The organism is Lysobacter panacisoli (assembly GCF_009765165.1).
GTDB classification, from domain to species: Bacteria; Pseudomonadota; Gammaproteobacteria; order Xanthomonadales; family Xanthomonadaceae; genus Lysobacter_J; species Lysobacter_J panacisoli.
On record NZ_VLNU01000001.1, the window covers coordinates 613,801 to 639,544 of the forward strand.

At 68.1% G+C, this 25,744-nt stretch carries 20 protein-coding genes, 1 other RNA gene and 1 pseudogene; 3 read left to right on the plus strand and 19 right to left on the minus strand.

What is annotated here, in order from left to right:
- Positions 1 to 53: 53 nt before the first annotated feature.
- Both secA and FOF45_RS03085 read right to left on the minus strand, forming a co-directional pair.
- Complete coding sequence (gene secA, locus FOF45_RS03080; protein ID WP_158982554.1) at positions 54 to 2,780, minus strand: preprotein translocase subunit SecA; 2,727 nt, start codon at positions 2,778 to 2,780, stop codon at positions 54 to 56.
- A gap of 417 nt (positions 2,781 to 3,197) precedes the next feature.
- Positions 3,198 to 4,121, minus strand: a complete 924-nt coding sequence (locus FOF45_RS03085) for a M23 family metallopeptidase (protein ID WP_158982555.1) — start codon at positions 4,119 to 4,121, stop codon at positions 3,198 to 3,200.
- 5 nt (positions 4,122 to 4,126) lie between these two features.
- Between FOF45_RS03085 and FOF45_RS03090 the strand changes: the two genes are divergently transcribed.
- Positions 4,127 to 4,576: a DciA family protein gene (locus FOF45_RS03090; protein WP_425481879.1), complete on the plus strand. Its 450-nt coding sequence runs from the start codon at positions 4,127 to 4,129 to the stop codon at positions 4,574 to 4,576.
- A 214-nt stretch (positions 4,577 to 4,790) separates the two neighbouring features.
- On the opposite strand, the gene lpxC is transcribed toward FOF45_RS03090, so the two are convergent.
- The 17 genes from lpxC to rsmI all read right to left on the minus strand — a co-directional run bounded on the left by lpxC (position 4,791) and on the right by rsmI (position 23,905).
- Positions 4,791 to 5,705 carry a UDP-3-O-acyl-N-acetylglucosamine deacetylase gene (gene lpxC, locus FOF45_RS03095; RefSeq protein WP_158982556.1) on the minus strand — a complete coding sequence of 305 codons (915 nt, stop codon included), beginning with the start codon at positions 5,703 to 5,705 and terminating at the stop codon, positions 4,791 to 4,793.
- A 298-nt stretch (positions 5,706 to 6,003) separates the two neighbouring features.
- A complete protein-coding gene (gene ftsZ, locus FOF45_RS03100) occupies positions 6,004 to 7,227 on the minus strand; it encodes a cell division protein FtsZ (protein WP_158982557.1) in 1,224 nt (407 codons plus the stop codon).
- A 183-nt stretch (positions 7,228 to 7,410) separates the two neighbouring features.
- A complete protein-coding gene (ftsA, locus tag FOF45_RS03105) occupies positions 7,411 to 8,646 on the minus strand; it encodes a cell division protein FtsA (RefSeq protein ID WP_158982558.1) in 1,236 nt (411 codons plus the stop codon).
- On the minus strand, positions 8,643 to 9,383 hold the full coding sequence (locus FOF45_RS03110; protein ID WP_158982559.1) for a cell division protein FtsQ/DivIB: 741 nt from the start codon (positions 9,381 to 9,383) through the stop codon (positions 8,643 to 8,645). The genes ftsA and FOF45_RS03110 overlap by 4 nt, the downstream gene beginning before the upstream one ends.
- Positions 9,380 to 10,348 (minus strand): D-alanine--D-alanine ligase, encoded by a 969-nt coding sequence (locus FOF45_RS03115; RefSeq protein ID WP_267902659.1) that lies wholly within the window; start codon positions 10,346 to 10,348, stop codon positions 9,380 to 9,382. Before FOF45_RS03115 ends, FOF45_RS03110 begins: the two co-directional genes overlap by 4 nt.
- A 23-nt stretch (positions 10,349 to 10,371) precedes the next feature.
- Positions 10,372 to 11,814, minus strand: a complete 1,443-nt coding sequence (murC, locus tag FOF45_RS03120) for a UDP-N-acetylmuramate--L-alanine ligase (protein WP_158987169.1) — start codon at positions 11,812 to 11,814, stop codon at positions 10,372 to 10,374.
- A gap of 8 nt (positions 11,815 to 11,822) precedes the next feature.
- Positions 11,823 to 12,920: an undecaprenyldiphospho-muramoylpentapeptide beta-N-acetylglucosaminyltransferase gene (gene murG, locus FOF45_RS03125; RefSeq protein ID WP_158982560.1), complete on the minus strand. Its 1,098-nt coding sequence runs from the start codon at positions 12,918 to 12,920 to the stop codon at positions 11,823 to 11,825.
- Positions 12,920 to 14,230 carry a putative lipid II flippase FtsW gene (gene ftsW / locus FOF45_RS03130; RefSeq protein ID WP_158982561.1) on the minus strand — a complete coding sequence of 437 codons (1,311 nt, stop codon included), beginning with the start codon at positions 14,228 to 14,230 and terminating at the stop codon, positions 12,920 to 12,922. The genes murG and ftsW overlap by 1 nt, the downstream gene beginning before the upstream one ends.
- Complete coding sequence (mraY, locus tag FOF45_RS03135; protein ID WP_158982562.1) at positions 14,230 to 15,315, minus strand: phospho-N-acetylmuramoyl-pentapeptide-transferase; 1,086 nt, start codon at positions 15,313 to 15,315, stop codon at positions 14,230 to 14,232. Before mraY ends, ftsW begins: the two co-directional genes overlap by 1 nt.
- Positions 15,305 to 16,714, minus strand: a complete 1,410-nt coding sequence (locus tag FOF45_RS03140) for a UDP-N-acetylmuramoyl-tripeptide--D-alanyl-D-alanine ligase (protein ID WP_158982563.1) — start codon at positions 16,712 to 16,714, stop codon at positions 15,305 to 15,307. Before FOF45_RS03140 ends, mraY begins: the two co-directional genes overlap by 11 nt.
- Complete coding sequence (locus tag FOF45_RS03145) at positions 16,711 to 18,171, minus strand: UDP-N-acetylmuramoyl-L-alanyl-D-glutamate--2,6-diaminopimelate ligase (protein ID WP_158987171.1); 1,461 nt, start codon at positions 18,169 to 18,171, stop codon at positions 16,711 to 16,713. The genes FOF45_RS03140 and FOF45_RS03145 overlap by 4 nt, the downstream gene beginning before the upstream one ends.
- Before the next feature lie 8 nt (positions 18,172 to 18,179).
- Complete coding sequence (locus FOF45_RS03150) at positions 18,180 to 20,120, minus strand: peptidoglycan D,D-transpeptidase FtsI family protein (RefSeq protein WP_158982564.1); 1,941 nt, start codon at positions 20,118 to 20,120, stop codon at positions 18,180 to 18,182.
- Positions 20,117 to 20,380: a cell division protein FtsL gene (gene ftsL, locus FOF45_RS03155; protein WP_158987173.1), complete on the minus strand. Its 264-nt coding sequence runs from the start codon at positions 20,378 to 20,380 to the stop codon at positions 20,117 to 20,119. The genes FOF45_RS03150 and ftsL overlap by 4 nt, the downstream gene beginning before the upstream one ends.
- 2 nt (positions 20,381 to 20,382) lie before the next feature.
- Positions 20,383 to 21,474, minus strand: a complete 1,092-nt coding sequence (gene rsmH / locus FOF45_RS03160; protein WP_158982565.1) for a 16S rRNA (cytosine(1402)-N(4))-methyltransferase RsmH — start codon at positions 21,472 to 21,474, stop codon at positions 20,383 to 20,385.
- 11 nt (positions 21,475 to 21,485) lie between these two features.
- Positions 21,486 to 21,932, minus strand: a complete 447-nt coding sequence (mraZ, locus tag FOF45_RS03165; RefSeq protein WP_158982566.1) for a division/cell wall cluster transcriptional repressor MraZ — start codon at positions 21,930 to 21,932, stop codon at positions 21,486 to 21,488.
- A 507-nt stretch (positions 21,933 to 22,439) separates the two neighbouring features.
- An RNA gene (gene rnpB / locus FOF45_RS03170) (RNase P RNA component class A) lies at positions 22,440 to 22,793 on the minus strand.
- A 260-nt stretch (positions 22,794 to 23,053) separates the two neighbouring features.
- Positions 23,054 to 23,905 (minus strand): 16S rRNA (cytidine(1402)-2'-O)-methyltransferase, encoded by an 852-nt coding sequence (gene rsmI, locus FOF45_RS03175; RefSeq protein WP_158982567.1) that lies wholly within the window; start codon positions 23,903 to 23,905, stop codon positions 23,054 to 23,056.
- A 179-nt stretch (positions 23,906 to 24,084) separates the two neighbouring features.
- Here rsmI and FOF45_RS03180 point away from each other — a divergent pair.
- Together FOF45_RS03180 and FOF45_RS03185 are read left to right on the plus strand one after the other, a co-directional pair.
- Positions 24,085 to 25,368 (plus strand): annotated as a pseudogene (locus FOF45_RS03180) (penicillin-binding protein activator); the annotation flags it as partial.
- Positions 25,352 to 25,744 carry a YraN family protein gene (locus FOF45_RS03185; RefSeq protein WP_158982569.1) on the plus strand — a complete coding sequence of 131 codons (393 nt, stop codon included), beginning with the start codon at positions 25,352 to 25,354 and terminating at the stop codon, positions 25,742 to 25,744. The pseudogene FOF45_RS03180 and the gene FOF45_RS03185, both read left to right, overlap by 17 nt.

Here is a 25,744-nt window from a genome sequence, read left to right on the forward strand (position 1 = left end):
CCGCTACGACGCACTCCCCGCGTGGCGGGGAGCGGCGTGGGCTGGTCGCTGGCTCAGGCCAGCTGCCCATGACAATGCTTGTACTTCTTGCCGCTGCCGCACGGGCAGGGATCGTTACGACCGACGTTGGCGAATGCATCGCCAGCCTGCGCGCGCACCTGCGCGGCTTCCTCGTCGGCGCCGAAACCGCCGGCGTCGGCATGCTGGAACTGCATCTGCCGCGCCTGCGCCTCGGCGGCGGCGCGCTCCTGCGCTTCCATCGCGGCGATCTCTTCCTCGCTGCGGATGCGCACGCGCGCCAGCAGGGTCACGACTTCGCGCTTGACCTTCTCCAGCATCTCGGAGAACAGCTCGAACGCTTCCTTCTTGTATTCCTGCTTCGGCTGCTTCTGCGCGTAGCCGCGCAGATGGATGCCCTGGCGCAGGTAGTCCATGCGCGCCAGGTGTTCCTTCCAGTTCTGGTCGAGCACGTTGAGCATGATGTGCTTCTCCAGCATGCGCATCGTCTCCGGGCCGAGCTGGCCCTCGCGCTGGCCGAAGTGCTCCTGCACCGCCTGCTGCACGCGCTCCTCGATGGTCTCCGCGTCCAGCTCGCCGGACTCCTTCGCCATCGCGACCAGCGGCATCTGCACGCCGAAGTCCTGTTCGAGCGCGGCTTCCAGGCCCGGCAGGTCCCACTGTTCGTCGATCGAGTTCGCCGGCACGAAACGCGCGACCGTGTCGGCCACCACGTCGCCGCGGATGCCGTCGACATTGTCCTGCACGCTGTCGGCGTCGAGCAGTTCGTCGCGCTGCGAGTAGATGACCTTGCGCTGGTCGTTGTTGACGTCGTCGAAGTCCAGCAGGTTCTTGCGGATGTCGAAGTTGTGGGCCTCGACCTTGCGCTGCGCGTTGGCGATCTGCTTGGTCACCAGCGGGCTTTCGATGATGTCATCTTCCTTCAGGCCCATGCGCGCCATCACGCGCTGTACCCAGTCGGCCGCGAAGATGCGCATCAGGTTGTCTTCGAGCGACAGGTAGAAGCGCGAGGAACCCGGGTCGCCCTGGCGACCGGCGCGGCCGCGCAGCTGGTTGTCGATACGGCGGCTCTCGTGGCGCTCGGTGCCGACGATGTGCAGGCCGCCGGCGGCCTTCACGGCTTCGTGCCGCGCCTGCCATTCGGACTTGAGGCGGGCCTTGGTGACTTCGTCGATCTCGGTGCCGTTCTTGGCCTCGAGTTCGGAGATCTCGCTTTCGAGCGAGCCGCCGAGCACGATGTCGGTACCGCGGCCGGCCATGTTGGTGGCGATGGTGATCGCGCCCGGACGACCGGCCTGCGCGACGATCTGCGCTTCGCGCTCGTGCTGCTTGGCGTTGAGCACTTCGTGGTGGATGCCGGCCTCGCGCAGCTGGTCGCTGAGCATCTCCGACACTTCGATCGACGTGGTGCCGACCAGCACCGGCTGCTTGCGCGCGTTGGCGTCTTTGATCTCGTTGATCACCGCGCGGTACTTGCCGTTGCGGTTGAGGAACACCGCGTCCGGGTGGTCCTTTCGCTGCACGGCCTTGTGGGTCGGGATCACGATCACTTCCAGGCCATAGATGCTCTGGAATTCGTAGGCCTCGGTGTCCGCCGTACCGGTCATGCCGGACAGCTTCTTGTACATGCGGAACAGGTTCTGGAAGGTGATGCTGGCCAGCGTCTGGTTCTCGCGCTGGACCGGAACGCCTTCCTTCGCTTCGACCGCCTGGTGCAGGCCGTCGGACCAGCGACGGCCCGGCAGCGTGCGGCCGGTGAACTCGTCGACGATCACCACCTCGCCGTCGCGGACGATGTAGTCCACGTCGCGCTGGTAGATGGCGTGCGCGCGCATGGCGGCGTTGAGGTGGTGGACGACGCTGAGGTTCTGCGCGCCGTACAGCGCGTCCTCGTCGCCCTGCAGGATGCCGGCCTGGCGCAGCAGCGCCTCGGCATGCTCCTGGCCGGACTCGGACAGGTGCACCTGCTTGCTCTTCTCGTCGACCCAGTAGTCGCCTTCACCGTCCTCGGTGGTCTGGCGTACCAGGTTCGGGACGATGCGGTTGACCTTGATGTACAGCTCCGGCGACTCGTCGGCCGGGCCGGAGATGATCAGCGGCGTGCGCGCTTCGTCGATCAGGATCGAGTCGACCTCGTCCACGATCGCGTAGTGCAGGCCGCGCTGGAAGCGGTCGTCCTTCGACAGCGCCATGTTGTCGCGCAGGTAGTCGAAGCCGAACTCGTTGTTGGTGCCGTAGGTGATGTCCGCGGCGTAGGCGGCGTGCTTGTCGCTGTGCGGCATGCCCGGGTAGACCACGCCGACGCTCAGGCCCAGCCAGTTGTACACGCGACCCATCCAGGCGGCGTCGCGGCGTGCCAGGTAGTCGTTCACGGTGACGACGTGGGTGCCCTTGCCTTCCAGCGCATTGAGGTAGACCGGCAGCGTCGCGACCAGGGTCTTGCCCTCGCCCGTGCGCATTTCCGCGATCTTGCCCAGGTGCAGGACCATGCCGCCGATCAGCTGCACGTCGTAATGGCGCATGCCCAGCACGCGCTTGCTGGCCTCGCGGCAGACCGCGAAGGCTTCCGGAAGGATCTTGTCCAGCGCCTCGCCGTCGGCAATGCGCTTCTGGAATTCGGGAGTCTTGGCCTGCAGCTGCTCGTCGGAGAGCTTCTGCATCTCCGGCTCGAGCGCGTTGATCTTGACGACGGTGCGTTGGAGTTGGCGCAGCAGGCGTTCGTTACGGCTGCCAAAAACGCGGGTAAGCAGGCTGTTGAGCATGTACGGGTCCGAAAGCGGAGACGGGAAGACCGGCAGGCAAGACGTGTTAAGAGTCCGCGTCCACCAGCAAGTTCCCCGAAGGAAGTCTGGCCGGCTCAAATGGAATCGGGGCGCCGTGCGCCCCGATCGAATCGAGCCTGAACTGTGGCCACGCCGATTGTAGCGTGGGGGCGAGCCGAGGTGCTTGCAAGCCGCAGGCTTGCACCTCGGCGAGCGCCCGGAGCCTACGGCGAAGGGCCGGGAGTGCGAGGCAATCCAGCGCCTGATACGCCTCAGCGCTCCGCGCTTGCATCTGGGTGGCGCCCGGAGCCTACGGCGCAGGGCCGGAAAAGCGATGCAATCCCGAACCAGACGGCTACCTACTTGCGGCGCTGGCCCGCGGAAGCCCCTCTACCCCGCCTTAAGCCCTACCAGCCCTCAGCCCTTGATCTGCATCTTCAACGGCGACTGCTGGCTGAGGAAATTGCGCGGATTGACGACGCGCCCGTTCTCCCAGACTTCGAAGTGCACGTGCGCGCCGGTCGAACGACCGGTCGAACCCGCCTTGGCGATCTCCTGGCCCGCGCGGACCAGCTCGCCGACCTTGTGGGTCAGACGCGAGTTGTGCGCGTAGCGGGTCACGTAGCCATTGCCGTGGTCGACTTCGATGACGTTGCCATAGCCCGAGCGGACGCCCGAGTAGCTGACCACGCCGTCGGCCACGGCCAGCACCGGATCGCCGACGTTGGCCTTGAAGTCGATGCCCTTGTGGTTGGCATGGCCGCCGTTGAACGGATCGGCGCGACCGCCGAAGCCGGAGGTGATGTAGCTGTTGGCGATCGGTTCGCGGCCCGGCACGGCGTTCATGTCGAGCTGGCGGTTGAACAGCAGCGATTCCAGCACCGAGAGCTGCTCGCCCGACGCCTGGAACTGCTCGCCCAGCGTGGCCATGCCCTCATCCAGCTCGGACTTGGTCATGTCGCGCACGGGACCGGCGCCACCGACGCCGACGGGCTTGTCGAAATCGAACTCGCCGTCCTGGAGCTGGCCGATGCGGGTCAGGCGCTCGCCGAGGGCGTTGAGGCGGTTGGCCTCGGCCTGGAGCTCGCCCATGCGGGCGGCCAGGGCGTTGATCTCACGCTGCGCGTCACGACGGGTCGTCTCGAGCGCGGCGGACTGATGATCGACCTTGCTGCGCAGCAGCGTGTTGTCGGCGAGGCCGACGCCGGCGCCAAGCGCCGTGCCGGTGCCCAGCAGCAGCGCGATCGCCAGCCCCGGACGCTGCGCGCCCCAGTAGCCTGCGCGCTGCAGCCAATGCGCCAGATGCGCGCGGGTTTTGTTTACGATGGTCGGATAGGTCATGTCTGATGTCTGATTCCAAGCCCAGGTCGCCCAAAGGCCACCCTTCGACTCCGAAAGCGGCGCTCGATGCGCTGCTGTCCGAGCCCGCTGGCGGTCCGATCCGTCGTGCCTTGTGGCTTGACGAGCTGGACCAACGGTTTCGCCCACTCCTGCCGCCGTCACTGGCCGCGCATGCGCGACTGGCCAACTACGAACGAGGCAGGCTCGTGTTTGTCGTCGATGCCCCGGTATGGCGTGCCAAGTTGCGGCTCGCTGCCCCTGAACTGCTCGACGCGGCCCGTTCCATCGGGCTGGATGCGGCTGAACTCATCGTCAAAACGACAACCCCGGTGACTGCCTCCCCGCAATCCGACCGGCAAGCCAAACCCATCTCCGCGACTGCTCTGCAAGCATTGCAAGCCGCGCTTGCGTCCTTGAAGGAACCGGACCCTTCCGGTTCCAAGGACACGCCCTGACATCTTCTGCGTCTCTGGCAAGCTCCTTGCCGCGGACCTCGATACGCCAGGGTCCGGGGCATGCTAAAGGGCTAACCCTTTGAAATTGTTAAAGGGTCAGAAAATTTCTGATAGAAATTCGTAAAAAAAACGTTAAGACGTCACGCGATGTTCACGTCTGTGACGCTGTCCCAATTCATGAAAACGCTTGCGGCACAAAGGCCGCGCCGCCAGATCAGGCGGTGGCGGGAATGCCGTAGGTGACCGGTGCCGGCGTTGTACCGGTTTCAGTGAAGGTCACTTCATCCCAGGCTGAACGCTCGGCAAGCAGCGCGCGCACGAGCTTGTTGTTGAGCGCGTGGCCGGACTTGTAGCCGACGTAGGTGCCGATGATCGGATGACCGGCGAGGTAAAGGTCACCCACCGCATCGAGGATCTTGTGGCGGACGAACTCGTCGGCGTAGCGCAGGCCGTCGTCGTTGAGCACGCGGAATTCGTCCAGGACGATGGCGTTGTCCATCGAACCGCCCAGGCCGAGGTTACGCTCGCGCATGTACTCCAGGTCGCGCATGAAGCCGAACGTGCGGGCGCGGCTGACTTCCTGGATGTAATTGGCGGTCGAGAATTCCACCACCGCGCGCGACTGCGACGCCGGGATCGCCGGGTGGTCGAACTGCACGGTGAAGTCGAGGCGGAAACCGTCGTAGGGCTCGAACCGCGCAACCTTGTCGCCGTCGCGTACTTCGACTGGATGCTTGATCCGGATGAAGCGCTTGGGCGCGTCCTGCTCGGCGATGCCGGCGGACTGCAGCAGGAACACGAACGGACCGGAGGAGCCGTCCATGATCGGCACTTCGGCCGCGGACAGTTCCACGTAGATGTTGTCGACGCCCAGGCCCGCGAGCGCGGACAGCAGGTGCTCGACCGTCTGGATCTTGGCCGGGCCGCAGCTCAGGCCGGTGCACAGGGTGGTCTCGGTGACCAGCTCGGCACTGGCCGGCACTTCCACGACGGGGTCGAGGTCGATGCGGCGGAACACGATGCCCGTATCGACAGGCGCCGGCCGCAGCGTGAGAAAGACCTTCTCGCCGCTGTGCAGGCCCACGCCGGTGGCGCGGATCACGTTCTTGAGGGTGCGCTGGCGCAGCATCGGGGAACCTGGGCGACCTGTCGTGCTATCTCGTGGGCTTATGTAGGTACGCGGACCGGCGGATGCAAACCGCCCGCCTGAACGGCCGGCAAGAATACCACCCGGCGGCCTGAATCATGACGGAAACAAGTCACGACTCGGGCCCGGAACCGCAAATCGGCCGGCCGGACCGCGCAAAGCGGGCCGACCGGCCCAAGGCCCGGAAACTCCGGGCGAAGGACGACGGATCACCCTGCCCCGTGGCGCGGGACAGGGCTTGGGACCGGCCTCCTCCCCGTGAAGAGAGAAGGCCCGGGGTTCAGTCCGCCTGACGGCGCAGGAACGCCGGGATGTCCAGGTAGCTGCTGTCGCTGCCGAAGTCGGCCACGGCCGGGCTCGCCGCCGGCTCCGGGGCGCGGCTGCCGGCGCTGCCGCGCAGGCTGGTGCCGAAGCCCGGACGCGCCGAGGGCACCTCGTCCATCGCCGAGAACTCCGGCTGGCCCGTGGTGGCGTTGCGCACCAGCGAGATCGGGGCGCGATGCGCCTCGCGTTCGTTGCCGCGCACCGACTGGCGGGCGACCGCACGGTTCAGGCCGGTGGCGACCACGGTCACGCGGACTTCGTCCTGCATGTCCGGATCGAGCACGGTGCCGATCACGACCGTCGCGTCCTCGGAAGCGAAGTTCTCGATCGTGCGGCCGACTTCGTCGAACTCGGCCATCGTGAAATCCGGACCGGCGGTGATGTTGACCAGGATGCCGTTGGCGCCGGACAGGTTCACGTCGTCCAGCAGCGGGTTCTGGATCGCCGCTTCCGCCGCGGCCTGCGCACGATCGTCGCCGCGCGCCGCGCCGGTGCCCATCATCGCCAGGCCCATCTCGCTCATCACGGTACGCACGTCGGCGAAGTCGACGTTGATCAGGCCCGGACGCACGATCAGGTCGGCAATGCCCTGCACCGCGCCGAGCAGCACGTCGTTGGCCGCGCGGAACGCCTGGATCATCGTGGCGTTGCGGCCCAGCACGGTGATCAGCTTCTCGTTGGGGATGGTGATCAGCGAGTCGCAGTGGTGGCTCAGTTCCTCGATGCCCTTGAGCGCCACCTGCATGCGGCGGCGGCCTTCGAACGGGAACGGCTTGGTGACCACGGCCACGGTCAGGATGCCCATCTCCTTGGCCAGCTGCGCCACGACCGGCGCGGCGCCGGTGCCGGTGCCGCCGCCCATGCCGGCGGTGATGAACACCATGTCGGCGCCGGTCAGCGCGTCCATGATGCGCTCACGATCTTCCAGCGCGGCCTGGCGACCGACTTCCGGATTCGCGCCCGCGCCCAGGCCCTTGGTCACGTTGCTGCCGAGCTGCAGCTGCAGCTTCGCGCCGCAGTTCTTGATGGCCTGCGCGTCGGTGTTGGCGGTGATGAACTCCACGCCGTCGACGTTGCCGCTGACCATGTGCGCCACGGCGTTGCCGCCGCCGCCACCCACGCCGATGACCTTGATCACCGCATTCGGGGCCATTTTTTCAACCAGTTCGAAATGTGCCATGTCGTCGTCCTCGTTATGTATTGCTAGTTATGTCGTGTGTCTTTCGAATCGCTGGTGTTGCCGAACCGCAAATACTTCGTCGTCGCCTCGCCTGCCCGCGTGATCCGGATTGCTTCTCCGGACCGTGAACCGGCGTCGGCCCGTGCCGCGTCGATTCCGTGAAACCCGTGGCGCGTCCCGTCATCAGAACTCGCCGCGATACCAGTTCTTGAGCTTGCTGAAGAAGCTGCCGGCGCGACCGGTCGGGATGACCGGGCGACGCGGGTGTTCGATCTGGCTGCCCATCAACAGCAGGCCGACGCCGGTGGCGTGCACCGGATTGCCGACCACTTCGCCCAGGCCGGTGACGTGCTGCGGAATGCCCACGCGCACCGGCATCTGCAGCATTTCCTCGGCGAGTTCGACCACGCCTTCCATCTTCGCGGCGCCGCCGGTCAGGACCATGCCAGCGCGCACGTGCTGCTCGAAACCGCTGCGGCGCAGTTCGGCCTGGATCATTTCGAAGATTTCCTCGTAGCGCGCCTGCACCGCCTGCGCGAGCGAGGCGCGCGGCATGCGCCGCGGCGGACGATCGCCGACGCTGGGCACTTGGATCGACTCTTCCGCGGTCGCCATCTGCGCCAGCGCGCAGGCGTAGCGCACCTTGATCTGCTCGGCTTCCGGCGTCGGCGTGCGCAGCATGTGCGCGATGTCTTCGGTGACCTTGTCGCCGGCGATCGGCAGGCTCGCGCTGTGCGCGATCGCACCGCCGACGAACACCGCGATGTCGGTCGTGCCCGCGCCGATGTCGACCAGCACCACGCCGAGCTCGCGCTCGTCGCTGGTCAGCACGGCCTGGCTGGACGCGAGTACGCTCAGGATCAGGTCGTCGACCTGCAACCCGCAACGCTGCACGCACTTGCTGATGTTGGCCGCGGCCGACTGCGCGCACACCACCAGGTGCGCGTGCACCTCCAGGCGCACGCCGGTCATGCCGACCGGATTGCGGATCCCTTCCTGCGAATCGTCGAGCACGTAGTCGCGCGGGATCGCGTGCAGGATCTTCTGGTCGGCCGGGATCGCCACCGCCTTCGCCGCGTCGAGCACGCGGTCGAGGTCGCCGTAGGTCACTTCGCCATCGCGGATCGGCGCGATGCCCTGCGAGTTGCGGCACTGCACGTGGTTGCCCGAGATCGATGCGTACACCGAGCGGATCTCGCAGCCGGCCATCAGCTCGGCTTCTTCGATGGCGCGCTGGATCGACTGCACGGTCGATTCGATGTCGACGACCACGCCGCGCTTGAGGCCGCGCGATTCGTGCGAGCCGATGCCGATCACCTCGATGGGGTTGCCCGGCGAGTACTCGCCGACCAGCGCCACCACCTTCGAGGTGCCGATGTCGAGGCCGACGATCAGCGACTTGTCACCCTTGCGATTCATGATTGTCCCTGCAGTTGTTGCGGCAGTGCCGCCGGCGCCGGCATCGGCGCCCACGTCAATGCAAACCCGTTGGTGTAGCGAAGGTCCGCGCGCTTGAGGACCTGCGCCTGCTGCGCCAGCAGCTGCGGCATCAGCCGCACGAAACGACCGAGCCGCGCGCGCGCTTCGCTGCGTCCGACCACGATCTGCGCGCCGTTGTCGAGCGCGAGCGTCCAGCTGCCGCGCGGATCGAGATCGACCTCGCGCACCGTCAGCCCGATCGGCGCGAACAGCTCGCGCGATTCGTTGTAGATCTCCACTACTTCGCCCGCGCGCGCCGGCGGACCGTCGAACTGCGGCAGGCCAGCGGGCACCTCGATGCCCTTGGCCGGGAACAGCCGGCCCTGGCGCGACAGCAGCTGGTCCTTGCCCCAGCGCGCGAACGGCTGGTGTTCGACCACCTTCACCTCGAGCACGTCGGGCCAGCGCTTGCGCACTTCCGCGTGTTCCACCCACGGCAGCTTCGACACCGCGTCCTGCGCCGCCGCCAGGTCCACCGCGAAGAAGCCGCGCTGCGCGTACGGCAGCAGCGTCTTCTGCAGCAGCGCGCCATCGACGCGCTCGAACTGGCCGGTGGCCTGCAGCTTCGTCAGCGGCCAATGGCGCGCGCCGACCCAGCCGTTGAGCACGGCGACGATCGGCAGCACCACCAGTGCCAGCGCGAGGATCCACCCGACGAGGCGAAGCATGGCGTTCACGCCACCGCACCCCCTTGCGCGAGGCTCGACTCGAGCACGCGCCAGCACACTTCCTCGAAAGGAATGCCGACCTGGCGCGCCGCCTTGGGCACCAGCGAATGGCTGGTCATGCCCGGCGCGGTGTTGACTTCGAGCAGATGGAACTTGCCACTGTTGCGGTCGCGCATGACGTCGACGCGACCCCAGCCGAAGCAGCCGGCGGCTTCGAACGCAGCCAGCGCGATGCGACGGATTTCATCCTCGTCGCTGCCCTGCAGGCCGGGGCACAGGTATTGCGTGTCCTCGGCGATGTACTTGGCGTTGTAGTCGTACCACTCGCCCTTGGGCACGATGCGGATCGACGGCAGCGCGTGGTGCGCACCGTCCGAACCGAGGATGCCGACGGTGAGCTCGTCGCCGACGATCATCTGTTCCATCAGCAGCTCGCCGGGATAGCGCGCGGCCAGTTCGACGGCGGCGTCGAGATCGGCATCGCTGAACACGCGCGAGACGCCGACGCTGGAACCTTCGCTGGACGGCTTCACGATCACCGGCAGGCCGAGTTCGCGCGCCGCTGCGTGCACGTCGTCGCCCTGGGCCAGGCGCACGTAGCGCGGCGTCGGCAGGCCCATGCTCAGCCACACCTGCTTGGTGCGGATCTTGTCCATGCTCAGCGCCGAACCGAGCACGCGCGAACCGGTGTACGGCACGCCGAGCGCTTCGCACAGGCCCTGCAGAACGCCGTCCTCGCCACCGCCCTTGTTGCCGTGGAGGATGTTGAACACGCGATCGACGCTGCCGGCGCGGATCGCATCGATCAGCGCTGGGATGCCATCGACCGCGAACGCGTCGACGCTGCGCGCGCGCAGCGCTTCGAGCACGTTGCGGCCGGAGTCCAGCGAGACTTCGCGCTCGGCGCTGGTGCCGCCCATCAGCACGGCGACGCGGCCGAACGCGGCCGGGTCTTCGACGCGGCACGGACCGATCTTCGTGGCAAGGGACTGCGCGCTCACTTCTTCTCTCCGTTGGAGCCGTTGAAACCGCCGCTCGCGATCTGCTGCGCGGCATAGCCGATGTCGCCCGCGCCCATCATCAGCAGCAGGTCGCCGTCGGCGAGGACGTCGGGCAGCACGGCGGACAGATCGCCCGCGCCGCCGACGACGATGGGATCGATGCGGCCGCGTGCGCGGATGGCGCGCGCCAGCGACTTCGCGTCGGCGCCCGCGATCGGCGCTTCGCCGGCCGGGTACACCTCAGTCAGTACCAGCACGTCGACTGTCGACAGCACCGCGGCGAACTCGTCGAACAGATCGCGCGTTCGGCTGTAGCGATGCGGCTGGAACGCCACCACCAGGCGCTTGTCGGGCCAGCCGCCACGTGCGGCGGCGAACACGGCTTCGAGTTCCTTCGGATGGTGGCCGTAGTCGTCGACCAGCTGCACCGTCGCGCCTTTCGGCGTGGTCGGGCTGGCGAGCAGGTTGAAGCGGCGACCGACGCCGGCGAAGTTCTGCAACGCACGCGCGATGGCGTCGGCGGCGACACCGAGCTGCCATGCGACCGAGGCCGCGGCCAGCGCGTTCTGCACGTTGTGGCGACCCGGCAGCGCGAGCGTGATCGGCGTGCGCGTGGCATCGGGCAGGCACAGCGTGAAGCGCATGGTCGGGCCGTGCTGCTGCACGTCTTCGGCGCGCACGTCGGCTTCTTCGCTGAAGCCGTAGGTCATCACGTGGCGCGGGGTCTTCTTCGCCAGCGCGGCGACCTCGGCATCGTCGATGCACAGCACCGCGAGACCGTAGAACGGCAGGCGGTGCATGAATTCCTCGAACGCCGCCTGCACCCGGGCGAAATCGCCGCCGTAGTTTTCCAGGTGATCGGCGTCGATGTTGGTGACGATGGCGATCTGCGGGTTCAGGCGCAGGAAACTGCCGTCGCTCTCATCGGCCTCGGCCACCAGCCACTCGCCTTTGCCCAGCCGCGCGTTCGCGCCGGCGGCGAGCAGCTGTCCGCCGATGACGAAGGTGGGATCGATTCCGCCTTCGCCGAGCACGCTCGCGGCGAGCGAGGTCGTGGTGGTCTTGCCGTGCGTGCCGGCTACTGCGATGCCGCGCTTGAAGCGCATCAGCTCGGCCAGCATTTCCGCGCGCGGCACCACCGGGATGCGCTGCGCATGCGCTTCCATCAGCTCCGGGTTGTCGGGCTTGATCGCGCTGGACACGACCACGCAGTCGGCACCGAGCACGTTGGCGGCCGCGTGGCCGCGCTGCACGACAACGCCGAGCGAGGCGAGACGGCGCGTCACCGCGTTGTCCGCGTTGTCGGAACCGGACACCTGGTAACCCAGCGTGCTCATCACTTCGGCGATACCGCTCATGCCGACGCCGCCGATGCCGACGAAGTGCACGCGCGGGAACGCCTTGGCGAGGTCGCCGGTGTGCTGCAGGCGGCGACGCAGGGCCGTACTCATTCGACTTGCTCCAGAACCAGTTGAGCGACGCGGTCGGCCGCGTCGGGCTTGGCGATCGCGCGCGCGGCCTGCGCCATCTGCAGCAGTGCGCCGCGCTCGCCGAGGATTTCGATGGTGGCCGACAGGCGATCGGCTAGATCCGCGCCCTGCCCTTGCGGGACCAGCTGCGCCGCGCCGCGATCGACGAGGTACTGCGCGTTCTTGGTCTGGTGGTCGTCCACCGCCTGCGGGAACGGCACCAGCACGCTGCCCACGCCGACTGCGCACAGCTCCGCCAGCGTCAGCGCGCCGGCGCGACAGATCACCAGATCGGCCCACGCGTAGGCGGCGGCCATGTCGGCAATGAACGGTTCGACCGATGCGTGCACGCCGGCCTGCGCGTACGCGCGCTCGGCTTCCTCGCGCAGCTTCTCGCCGCACTGGTGGCGCACGTCGCATTCGAGGCGGCCGCGCAGTCCGGCAACCGCCTTCGGTACGGACGTGTTGAGCGCGCGTGCGCCCTGGCTGCCGCCAAGCACCAGCACGCGCAGCGGGCCATTGCGTCCGGCGAAGCGCTGCGCCGGCGGCGCCACCGCCGAAATTTCCGCGCGCACCGGATTGCCCACCACTTCCTCGCGCAACGCAGGGAAGGTGTCCGGGAAACCGGTCAGCACGTGTCGCGCGAAGCGCGCGAGCACACGGTTGGTCAGGCCCGGCGCGCGGTTCTGCTCGTGCACGATCAGCGGAATGCCGGCGAGCCTGGCGGCGAGACCGCCGGGACCTGCGGCATAGCCACCGAAACTGATGACCGCGCGCGGCTGGCGCTCGCGCAGTGTCTGCAACGCTGCGCGCACCGCGCCGATCATGCGGAACGGCGTCGCGATCAGCGCACCGATCCCCTTGCCGCGCATGCCACGCACCACGATGGTGTCGATCGCGATGCCATGCTGCGGGACCAGGCGCGTTTCCATGCCGCCTTCGGCGCCGAGCCACAGCACCGGCACGCCGCGCTCGCGCAGCGAACGCGCCACGGCCAGTCCCGGAAAGATATGACCACCGGTGCCGCCGGCGAGGATCATCACCGGATGCAGATCGGAATCGGTCGTCGCATGCATCATGCGATCCTCCCGAGCGTCGGTTCCACGCGCTGCTGCAGGCGACTGGTGCCGCGCGTGGCCGGCTTGCGCGCGGCCAGCGGCGTCGGTGCGGGCGCGCTCGCCGCGGGCGCAGCCTGTGCGGTCGGCGACGGCGCATTCTCGTTGCGCACGCGCGCCACCTGGCGCTGCGCACGGTCGAGTTCGTACGACACGCGCAGCAGCAGGCCGAGCGCCGCGCAGGTCATGATCACGGACGAACCGCCGTAGGAAATCATCGGCAGGGTCAGGCCCTTGGTCGGCAACAGGCCGAGGTTCACGCCGATCGAGACGAAGCTCTGCAGGCTCATCCACAGCGCGATGCCGAATGCGCAGTAGCCCGCGAAGTGGCGGCGCATCTCCACGCACTTCAGGCCGACCCAGAACGCGCGACCGGCGAGGCCCGCGTACAGCGCGACCACGGCGCACACGCCGAGGAAGCCGAATTCCTCCGCGATCACCGCCATGATGAAGTCGGTGTGCGCTTCCGGCAGGTACGACAGCTTCTGCACCGACGCGCCGAGGCCCACGCCCAGCCATTCGCCGCGACCCACCGCCATCAGTGCGTTGGTGAGCTGGTAGCCGGTCTTGAACGGGTCCTGCCACGGATCGAGGAACGACGTCAGTCGGGTCACGCGATACGGTTCGGCGATGGCGATGATCGCCAGCACCGGCAGGCCGATCAGCACCGGGCCGAACATGCGCGGCATGTTGACGCCGCCCAGCACCAGCATGCCAGCGGTGATCGCCAGCAGCAGCGACGACGAACCGAAGTCGGGCTGCAACAGCAGCAGGCCGACGAGGCCGACGGCCACGCCGATCGGCTTGAGCATCGCGCCCCAGGTCGCGGTGACTTCCTCGCTGTAGCGCTTGAGATAACTGGCGAGCCAGACGATGTAGAGCAGCTTGACCGCTTCCACTGCCTGGAAGTTGGAGACGCCGAGGTTCAGCCAGCGGCGCGCGCCGTTTACCGTATGGCCCACGCCCGGCACGAACACCGCGATGAGCAGCACGAAGCACACCAGCAGCAGCCACTGGCTGTGCTGCTCGATGGTCTTGAGCTCGGTGCGCATCACCCAGATCGCCATCGCCACGCCGACCAGCAGGAACACGACGTGGCGGGTGAGGAAATAGAACGGACCGACGTCGTGTCCATCGGCGACGCCGATCGACGCCGAGCCGACCATCACCACGCCCAGGCATGCCAACGCGCACGAGATACCGAGCAGCCACGGGTCGAAGTGGCCGCCGATCGCGTCGAGTCGTGTTGCCTGGCGCGCGGAGTCGCTCATCAACGCACCTTGAGCGTGGCGAGGCCGACGAGGACGAGCACCACCGAGATGATCCAGAAGCGCACGATCACGCGCGGTTCCGGCCAGCCCTTGAGCTCGAAGTGGTGGTGGATCGGCGCCATCCGGAACACGCGCTTGCCGGTGAGCTTGAACGACGCGACCTGGATCATCACCGAGAGCGTCTCGATCACGAACAGGCCGCCCATCACCACCAGCACCAGTTCCTGGCGCACGATCACCGCGATGGTGCCGAGCACCGCGCCCAGGGCGAGCGCGCCGATGTCGCCCATGAACACCATCGCCGGATAGGTGTTGAACCAGAGAAAGCCCAGTCCCGCGCCGGCGATGGCAGCGCAGATGATCACCAGCTCACCCGCGCCCGGCACCTGCGGAATCTGCAGGTACTTGGAGAACTCGGCGTGGCCCGAGGCGTAGGCGAAGATGCCCAGCGCGCACGCGACCAGCACGGTCGGCATGATCGCCAGTCCGTCCAGGCCGTCGGTCAGGTTGACAGCGTTGGAGAAGCCGACGATCCAGAAGTAGGCGATGGCGACGAAGCCGATGCCCGCCAGCGGCAGCGCGATCGACTTGAAGAACGGCACATAGAACGTGGTCGCGGCCGGCACGTCGGCGAAGAACCACAGATACAGGCCGGCGCCGAGGCCGAAGATCGACTGCAACAGGTACTTCCAGCGCGACTTCAGGCCGTTCGGATCGCGGCGGACGATCTTGATCCAGTCGTCGTACCAGCCGATCGCGCCGAAGGCGAGCATCACCAGCAGCACGACCCACACGTACTTGTTGCGCAGGTCGCCCCACAGCAGCACCGACGCCATCACGGTGAGCAGGATCAGCGCCCCGCCCATCGTCGGCGTGCCGGCCTTGGAGAAGTGCGACTGCGGGCCGTCCTTGCGGATCGGCTGGCCGCCCTTGAGCTGTCCGAGCTTGCGGATGACCGCAGGTCCCCACCACAACGACAGCGCCAGCGCGGTCAGCGCGCTGAGGATGCCGCGGAAGGTGAGATAGCCGAACAGACCGAACAGGCTCTGCAGTTGTTCGAGCCAGCGCGTGAGTTCAAGCAGCATCGGTGTCCCCCTTGCCTTGCGGACGTGCGTTGTTCGGGGCGGACGCGGCCATCGCGCTGACGACGGCGTTCACGACCTTGTCCATCGCGCTGCCGCGCGACCCCTTCACCAGGACCCGCACTCCATCGCGCAGTTCGTTCTTCAATGTGTCGGCCAGTTCGGCGTGGCTGTCGTAATGGCGCGCGCCTTCGCCGAAGGCCTCCGTGGCCAGCGCGCTGTGTTCGCCCAGCGTGAACAGCCGCCGGATTCCCGCGCCGCGCGCGCGGCGCCCGGCCTCGGCGTGCATCGCATCGGCATCGACACCGAGTTCGCGCATGTCGCCCAGCACCAGCCATGCCTCGCCCGCTGTCGAGGCAAGCGTGTCGATGGCGGCAGCGAGCGAACCGGGGTTGGCGTTGTAGCTGTCGTCGATCAACACCGCGCCGTTGTCGAGGCGATGCGCGATCAGGCGGCCGGCGACCGGACGCGCGGCGTTCAGGCCTTCGGCCACCGCCTGCAGCGAAGCACCGGCATTGAGTGCCAGCGCGGCGGCGGCGAGCGCGTTGCGCACGTTGTGGCGACCCGGCAGCGCGAGCGCGACCTCGGCCTCGCCCTGCGGCGTGACCAGCACGAAGCGCGAACCGTCGTCGTGCGCCTGGATGTCGCGCGCGGTGATGTCGGCGCTGGCGTCCAGTCCGAAGCGGACCAGGCGGCGGCCGTGTGCGCGCTCGGCGAAGTACGGCGCGAATGCATCGTCGGCATTGATCACCGCGACACCGTCCTGCGGCAGTGCGTCGTAGATCGCAGCCTTGGTGTCGGCCACGCCGAGCAGGCTGCCCATGCGCTCCAGATGTCCCGGCGCGATGTTGTTCACCACCGACACGTCGGGACGGGCGATTGCGGTCAGGTACGCGATGTCGCCAGGCTTGCCGGCGCCCATCTCGTAGATCGCGAAGCGCAGGTCCTGCGGCGCGTCGATCACGGCCAGCGGCAGGCCGATCTCGTTGTTGCGGTTGCCGGGCGTCGCGTAGGTGTTGCCGACGCGCTTGAGGATGGTTTCGGTCAGCGACTTCACGCTGGTCTTGCCGTTGCTGCCGGTGATGGCGACGACGGTCTGGCTGCGTTCGCGCTGTAGCGCGGCGGCGTAATCGGCCAGCGCGCGCTCGGTGTCGGCGACGACCACCTGCGGGATCGCGGCATCGACTTCACGCGACACCAGCGCGGCGGCGACGCCGGCCTGCGCGGCCTTGCCGACGTGGTCGTGGCCGTCGAAACGTTCGCCCTTGAGTGCGACGAACAGCGCCGCGCCACCCGGCGGCAACGCGCGGGTGTCGGTGGCGATCGCATCGACCGTGCGGTCCTCGCCGTGCAGGCGGCCGCCGGTCATGCGCGCGATGTTGGACAGGCGCGTCGGCTTCATGGCCTGCGCCCCAGTGCCGCACCGGCAACCAGCGTGTCGTCGAAGGGGTGTTGCACGCCCTGGATGTCCTGGTAGGGCTCGTGGCCCTTGCCGGCCACCAGCACGATGTCGTCGGGTCCGGCCATCGCCACCGCCTGCGCGATCGCCGCGGCGCGGTCGCGCTGCACGATGACGCGTCCGGGATGCTCGAAGCCGGCCATGATGTCGGCGACGATGACGTCGCCGTCCTCGAAGCGCGGGTTGTCGTCGGTAACGACGACCACGTCGGCATGGCGCTCGGCGATCGCCGCCATCTGCGGACGCTTGCCGCGATCGCGATCGCCGCCGCAGCCGAACACGCAGATCAGCCGCGCCTGCACGTGCGCGCGCAGCGACGAGAGCGCCTGTTCCAGCGCGTCAGGCGTATGCGCGTAATCGATCACCACCAGAGGCGCCTTGCCGTCGCCGCCGAGGCGGTTCATGCGGCCGTGGATGGGTTGCAGCTGCGACAGCGTCTTCGCGACCTGCGCCGGCGTGTCGCCCAGCGCGATCAGCACACCGGCGACGGCGAGCAGGTTGTCGACGTTGAAGCGGCCCAGCAGCGGCGAGTTCACCGCGTGCGCCTGTCCATCCTTCTCCAGCTCGAAACCGATGCCGGCGTTGTCGAAGCGCAGGTTGCGCGCGTGCAACGTCGCCGCCGCGTCGCCGCGCGAGCTGACGCCGATCGCGCGGATGTCATCGCGCAGCGTGCCGATAAGCTCGCGACCGAACGCATCGTCGACGTTGATCACCGCCGCCTTCAGGCCCGGCCATGCGAACAGGCGCGCCTTGGCCGCGCCGTAGGTGGCCATGTCGCCGTGATAGTCGAGATGGTCGCGGGTGAGGTTGGTGAACACCGCGACATCGAAATGCACGCCATCGACGCGGCCCTGGTCGAGCGCGTGCGAGCTGGCTTCCATCGCGATCGCCTGCGCGCCGTCGTCGCGCATCGTCGCGAGGAGTTCGTGGGTCTGCAGCACCAGCGGCGTGGTGAATCCGGTCGGCACGACATGCCCGTACAGGCCCGCGCCGAGCGTGCCGACGCTGCCACTGACGATGCCGCGCGCGTGCCACGCCTGCGTGAGCAGTTGCACGGTCGAAGTCTTGCCGTTGGTGCCGGTCACGCCGACCACGTCGATAGTCGCAGTGGCGCGGCCGTGGAAGCGGTCGCCCATCTCGCCCAGGCGCGAGCGCAGACCGGGCACGGCGATGGCATCGGCCGGCGCCGGCAGGTCGTCCGGTGCGGGCGGCTCGAACAGGATCGCCGCCGCACCCGCGGCGCGCGCCTGATCGACGAACTTGAGTCCGTGCGCGCCGAAGCCGGCAATGGCGACGAAGCCGTAACCCGGCTTCACCGCGCGGCTGTCCAGCACCAGTCCGGTGATGGTGAGCTGCGGCGGAATGCCGGCGACGTCGGGCAGCAATTCGGCCAGCGGCATGAGGCGGCTCATCGCGCACCTCCCGGCGGCGAGACCAGGCCGGTGGACACCGGTACCGCGGCCGCGTGCGTCGGCGCAGGCAGCACGGCACCGGTGGGCTTGCCACCGTTGGCGCGTGCGCGCTTGGCTTCGGCTTCGGCCTGCGCGGCCATCCACGTGTCGATGTCGTCCGGCGCCACATCCATCAGGCGCAGCGCGCCTTCCATGACGCTCTTGAACACCGGACCGGACACGAAACCGCCAAAGTAGCCCTTGGCCGGATCGGGATCGTTGATCACCACCACGGTCGAGAAGCGCGGGTTCTGCACCGGCACGACGCCGGCGAAGAACGAGACGTAACGACGCGAATAGCCGCCGCTCTCGTTGAATTTGCGCGCGGTGCCGGTCTTGCCGGCGACGTGGTAGCCGAGGATCGCGGCCTGCGTGGCGGTGCCGCCGGTCTCGGTGACCGTCTGCATCATGCGCATGATCGTGCCGGCGTTGGCCGGATCGAGCACCTGCACCGGCTCGTGGCGTTCGCCCTTCACGAAGGTCGGCGTGATCAGCTTGCCGCCGTTGCCGAGCGCGGCGTAGGCCTGCGCGATCTGCAGCGGCGTCGCCGACAGGCCGTAGCCGTACGACATGGTCTGCTTGGTCGTACCGCTCCAGCGCGCGGGCGGCGCGAGCACGCCCGAGGATTCGCCGGGGAATCCGCTGTTGGTCTTGCGGCCGTAACCGAACTTCTTGAGGAACTCGTAGTACGTCTGGCTCGGGATCTTCGCGACGATCTTGGCCGCGCCGACGTTGGAGCTCTTGGTGATGACGCCGGTGGTGTCGAGCACGCCGTAATTGCGATGATCGGTCGTGCGGTAACGACCGTTCGGCATCCAGCCCGGGTTGGTGTCGAAGTGCGTATGCGGCGTGATCACGCCCGCTTCCAGCGCCGCGGCGACGGTCAGCGGCTTCATCGTCGAGCCGGGCTCGATCACGTCGGTCACCGCGCGATTGCGGTGCGTGTCGGGATTGCGCTCGCCGACGGCATTGGGATTGAAGGTCGGCAGGTTCGCCATCGCCAGCACTTCGCCGGTGGCGATGTCGAGCACCACCACCGAACCACTGCTGGCACCGGTGCGCTCGAGCGCGGTGCGCAGTTCGCGCGAGGCGAGGTACTGGATGCGGCGGTCGATGGTCAGCGTGAGGTCGTGACCGGGCTGCGCCGGCTTGACCAGGTCGACGCTTTCGACGATGCGACCCGCGCCATCGCGGATCACGCGCTTGGCGCCGGGCTGGCCGCGCAGCCATTCGTCGAACGCCAGCTCCAGGCCTTCGACGCCGAGGTCGTCGATGTTGGTGAAGCCCAGGATGTGCGCCATCGCTTCACCCTGCGGGTAAAAGCGGCGGAATTCGCGCTGCGAGAACACGCCCGGGACCTTGGTCGCGAGGATGCGCTTGGCTTCGTCCGGGTTGATGCGGCGCTTGAGGTAGACGAACTCCTTGCCGGCGCGCTGGCTGAGCTTGCGCGTGAGCGCGTCGGGCGACACACCCAGCGCCTTGGCCAGCTGCGGAATGCGCTCGGGACTCTTGAGCAGTTCCTGCGGATTGGCCCAGATCGACTCGACCGGCGTGGACACCGCGAGCGGCTCGCCGTTGCGGTCGGTAATCATGCCGCGCGAAGTCGGGATCGGGATCTCGCGCAGCGAACGCGCGTCGCCCTGCTGGCGATAGAAATCGTTGCTGATGACCTGCAGGTCCAGCGCGCGTCCGACCAGCGCGATCGAGCACAGGCCGAGCGCACCACCGACCAGGATCAGGCGATTGCGCAGGTGGAACGAAGCGCGCGAGCGGCCCTTGCCGGCCACGCGGTCGCGATCGGCGCCGAACTTCTCGCGCAGCGCGAGCACGAGGTCGAGCGGGCCGCTGCGGCCGCCGTTGCGCCCATTCTTCGACGGTGAATTCCGCGGGCCGTTCATGGACGGATCACCACGGTTTCGGCGCCTTCCGGGAACTTCATGCCCAGGCGATCGCGCGCGACCTGGTCGATGCGGTTGCTCTCCGCCCAGGTCGCCTGTTCCAGCTGCAGTCGGCCGAACTCGATGTTGAGTTCGTCGCGCGCGCGTTCGAGCCGGCTCAGCTGCACGAACAGCTGACGGTGTTCATGGCGCGCCTGCACGACGGCCAGCGCCGAGACGACGTTGGCCACCACGAGCACACTCAGCAGCAGGCGCATCACGCTCATGCGCGCGCCTCCCCAGCCGGGAATCGGGCCTGGGGAAGGGGGAATCGACGAAGAGCCGACTCATGGGACGCCTTCGTTTCCCGTCGTTCTCCGCGGCCCGTTGCCGGCTTGGCCGCTTCGGAGGCGTCGTCCGATCCGATCCTCGCTTCCCAGTTCCCGATTCCCAGCTTTTCCGCCACGCGCAGCACCGCGCTGCGGGCACGCGGGTTCGCCGCGGTTTCTTCCTCGGTCGCCTTCTGCGCCGAGCCGATCGCGCGCAGCGTGGGCGTGAAGGCCACTTCCACCGGCATGCGGCGGTTGGCCGGCGGCGCCTTGCTGTGGCGCGCGATGAACTGCTTGACGATGCGGTCTTCCAGCGAATGGAAGCTGATCACCGCGAGGCGGCCGCCCGGCTTCAGGCGCGCCATCGCGGCGTCGAGCCCGATTTCGAGGTCGGCCAGTTCACGGTTGATGAAGATGCGGATGCCCTGGAAGCTGCGCGTCGCGGGATGGATCTTCTGCTCGCCGCGCGGCACCACCGAAGCGATGAGGTCCGCCAGTTGCGCGGTGCGCTCGAGCGGCTGCTGTCCGCGACGCGCGACGATGGTGCGCGCGATCTTGCGGCTCATGCGCTCTTCGCCGTAGGTCCACAGCACGTCGGCGATCTCGCGCTCGTCGGCGCGGGCGAGCCACTGCGCCGCGCTTTCGCCGCTGTCGGGATCCATGCGCATGTCGAGCGGACCGTCCTTGCCGAAGCTGAAGCCGCGCTCGGCGACGTCGAGCTGCGGCGACGACACGCCCAGGTCGAACAGCACGCCGTCGAGGCCCTGCGCGGTCTCGTCCCAGTTCGCGAGGTCGGCGAAGCTGCCACGGAACACGGCGACGCGGGCGTCCTGCGCGAAATCGCGCATCGCCACCGCAATCGCTTCGGGATCCTTGTCCATGACCAGCAGCCGGCCTCCGGGGCCGAGTTGTTCGAGCACGCCGCGCGCGTGACCGCCACGCCCGAACGTGCCGTCCAGGTACGTTCCATTCCCGCGCACGTTCAGGCCGTCCAGCACCTGCGCGTACATCACGGGAAGGTGGCCGGAGAGCGCGCCGCGCCCCATGCCACCCACCGTCACAGCTGCAGGTCGAGCAGCTCCGCGCTCAGATCCTCGTCAGAGATCGTCTGACGGATCTGCGCGTGGTGCGCCTGCTCGCTCCACAGTTCGAACTTGTCGCCCATGCCCAGCAAGACGGCCTTCTTCTCGATGCCGACCGCAGCGCGGTGGCTGGCCGGGATGCTGATGCGCCCGTTGCCGTCGAGCTCGACGAACGCCGCGGCGCCGACGAGCTTGAGCTGCATGCTGCGGTTGACCGCCTTCGCCTTGGGCAGCGCATTGACCTGATCGCGCAGCCGTTCCCACACGGCCTGCGGATAGAGGTAGAGCGAGCCGGACTCGAAGGGGTTGTAGGTGATGACCAGGCGGTTTTCGCACTCGCGCGCGACGGCATCCCGGTAGACGGTGGGTACCGCCAGCCGGCCCTTGTCGTCGATCGTGATGGCGGTCTCGCCCTGGAACATTCCGCACCTGTTTGGGGCCGCCTCTACGGACGGCTTGGTCATGGAAAACCACAAAAAACCCGGTTTTCCCTCAGATGCCCACCTTAGGCACGCCCCACAGGGTTGTCAACAAGTTTCAGGACAGAAATTCACCTGTCGCATCAATGGCTTGCGAAGAACTTCACAGGTTTGTTCAAGACTTATCCACTAGCCTTTGTTTCGTCTCATTTTTTGAGACTGAGAGCCGTCCGCATCCAGCCTGTCCACAAGACAAAACGCCACGCCGGCCCGATGCTGCGCCGCAGCACCAACCTTGGCATTTGCGAAAGTGATCGAACTCCGTCGATCGATTGGCAAGCCCTAAGACCATCGCGCCTTCCCAGTCGCACATCGCTGAGGCCAGCCCCCTTTAGTAAAGGGGGCGCGGCGGCAGCCGCAGGGAATTGGAGGGCGTGAGCCCGGGGCCCAAAGTTTTGCATTCCGCAAAACTTTGGGGCGCTCTTTCCAGCCGCTGCGCGGCAGGAAAGAGCGCGGAGCCGGCCGATAAGCCGGGTTCTGTCGTGGACAGTCATTCCTCTAGGCGCAGCGTCGCCGCTACGCTCGAGCAACCTACCCGGAGACACCGCGGGCCGCGGCATTGCCTCCCTATTTGGTCTTGCTCCCGGTGGGGTTTGCCGTGCCGGTCCGTTGCCGGACTCGCGGTGCGCTCTTACCGCACCGTTTCACCCTTACCACGCACGTCTTGCGACGCCGTTCGGCGGTCTGCTCTCTGTTGCACTTTCCGTCGGCTCGCGCCGCCCAGGCGTTACCTGGCACCGTGCCCTGTGGAGCCCGGACTTTCCTCGGCATCCTTTCGGATGACGCGACTGCCTGGCCGACTCCGCGCCGGCATTCTACTGCTTCGCAGCGAATCGCCCCCAAAGTTTTGCTGAAGCAAAACTTCGGGCCCCGGCTCACGGCCCCCAATTCCCCCCCGGCTGGCGCCGCGCCCCCTTTACTAAAGGGGGCTCCTGCATTCGGTATGGATTCCGTCGGTTGGCGGCTTCTGCTTCCCGAAGCCGTCATTCCCGCGAAGGCGGGAATCCAGGTGTCCGACACATCACGGCACCCGCAGAGCGCCAGCTCTGGAGCCTCGTCGACGCTTACTCCTCCGCGCCGTACAGCGCCTTGCGCGGTGCGCCGCTGAGTTCGGCAGCGAGCTTCGCCGCCTGCGACGGCTTGAGGTATTCGGTGAGCTTCGCGTACAGGCGTCGGCCTTCGGCGATACTGGCGTCGGCGTCGTCGCCGGCGCCTTCGACGATCACCACGAATTCCCCTTTGCGCTGGTTCGCATCGGCGGTGACGCGCGCGTGCAGGCCACCGAGGGTGTCGTCGAGCACCGTCTCGAACAGCTTGGTGAGCTCGCGCGCGACCACCGCGCGACGGTCCGCGCCGAACGCTGCGACCAGGTCTTCCAGCGATTCCTCGATGCGATGCGCCGACTCGTAGAAGATCAGCGTGCGCGGTTCGCCGGCCAGTCGCGACAGGCGCTCGCGGCGCGCCGATGCCTTCGCCGGCAGGAAACCTTCGAATACGAAGCGGTCGCTGGGGACGCCGGCGACGCTCAGGGCGCTGATCGCAGCGCAGGCGCCGGGCACCGGCGAGACGCGGATGCCGGCCGCGCGCGCGGCGCGGACCAGGCGGAAACCGGGATCGCTCACCAGCGGCGTGCCCGCATCCGACACCAGCGCGAGCGATTCGCCGGCAAGCAATCGGGTTACCAGCTGCTGGGCCTGCGCATCCTCGTTGTGCTGGTGCAGGGCGAGCAGTGGCCGCTCCAGCCCGAAGTGGGCGAGCAATTGTCGCGTGTGGCGGGTGTCCTCCGCGCAGATCGCATGGACCGTTTTCAGCGTTTCCAGCGCGCGCGCCGACAGATCGCCGAGGTTGCCGATCGGCGTGGCGACGACGTGGAGGGTGCCGGGGGCCGGCGAAGCGCCTGGGTGGGACGTGTGCATCGTGCGTCTGCGGTGGGGCCGGGTAGAATCCTAACCGGTCCCTCAAAACGCCGCGTTGCGGCGCCTGCCTGCCGATGAGCCGAGCTTCGAACCGACCTGCGTTGAATTGGATGTTCGCTGCGGCCATCGGCGCCGCACTGCTCGGAGGCTGCGCGACGACGACGTCCTCGCGTACCGGCGCGGCGCAGGAAAGCCGCAACCCGACGATCCAGCAGGCGCGCGAACGCGCCCGCGCGGGCGCCACGCTGGCCGGAACCGAACGCGCCGCCAACGATCGCGAGATCGAACGCCTGCTGGCGACGCTCGACAACGCCACGCTCACGCGCGAGACCGCCGCGCTGCCGAAGGGCGATGCGCTCTACAACTACGCGGGCCAGGCGCTGCTGCGCCGCGGTTTGCCGCTGCCGCGTCCGTTCGATCGCACCGGCTGGAACTTCGACGCCGCCAACCGTCCGGCGGCCGACACCGATGGCTACCGCCCGCCGGTGAAACTGGCGGTGCTGTTGCCGATGTCGGGCTCGATCGCCGTGGCCGCCACGCCGGTGCGCGATGGCTTCCTCGCCGGCTACTACGGCGAAGCGCGACGCCGTCCGGACGTGAGCTTCTACGACACCGCCGGCACGCCCGGTGGCGCGCTCGCGGCGTACGACCGCGCCGCGACCGAAGGCAACGACTTCGTTGTCGGCCCGCTCGGCCGCGACGAGGTCAACGCGCTGTTCGCGCGCGGCACGCTGCCGGTGCCGGTGCTCGCGCTCAATCGTGGCGACGCCGCTCCGCCCGCCGGCAACGCGAGCTTCTCGCTGTCGCCGGAAGACGAAGGCATCGCCGCCGCGGAACACCTGCTCACCCTCGGCGCGCGTCGCGTGCTGGTGGTCGCCGCCACCGATGACACCCAGCAGCGCGCGGTTACCAGCCTGCGTGAGCGCCTGAACGAACGCGGCGCGCAGGTCACCGACGTCGCCGGCGAAGGCGTGTCCGATTTCGCGCCGTACGCACAGAAGGAAGGCGGCATCGACGCGGTATTCCTCGCGGTGAAGGGCAGCAGCGCACGCACGCTGATGCCGCGGCTCGCCCTCGCCGGACTCGGCGGCAAGCCGCGCGTGGCGACGTCGCAGCTGCTCTCGGGCACGGGCAAGCCAGAAGAGGACCGCATCCTCGACGGCATCGCCTTCCCGAGCGAAGTGTGGACGGCACGCGGCGTGCCCGGCCTGCCGCCAGCCAGCATCGCCGGCACCCAGCTCAACAGCGCCAAGGGTCCGGCCGCACGTCTGTTCGCGTTCGGCTACGACGCGTGGAAGATCGCCGCCTACCTGCCGCGCCTGGCGACCAGCGCCGAAGGTCGCGTCGACGGCGCGACCGGCACGCTGCGACTGGACGGTTTCGGCAACGTGCTGCGCACCCCGGCGTGGTCGACCTTCAGCGCCGGCGTTCCGATGCCGCTGCCGGATGCGGCGCGTCGCTGATCGCAATCCCGACCGTCGCGCGCGTGGCGCGGCGGTCGAAGCGGCGGCGCGGGCGCATCTGCTGCGCGAAGGACTGCGTGACGTTGCCGCCAATGCGAACTACCGTTTCGGCGAACTCGACCTGGTGATGCTCGACGGTGCCACGCTGGTGTTCGTCGAAGTGCGCTATCGCCGCGACGCACGCTTCGGCGGCGGTGCGGCATCGATCGACGCGCACAAGCGTCGCCGCATCGTCCAGGCTGCGCAGGCCTTCCTCGCACACCATCCGCACCATGCGCAGACGCCCTGCCGCTTCGACGTGGTCGAGGCCGACGGCGATCCAGGACAACCGACGCTGCGCTGGCTGCGCGACGCGTTCCGCGCCGACGACGTCTGA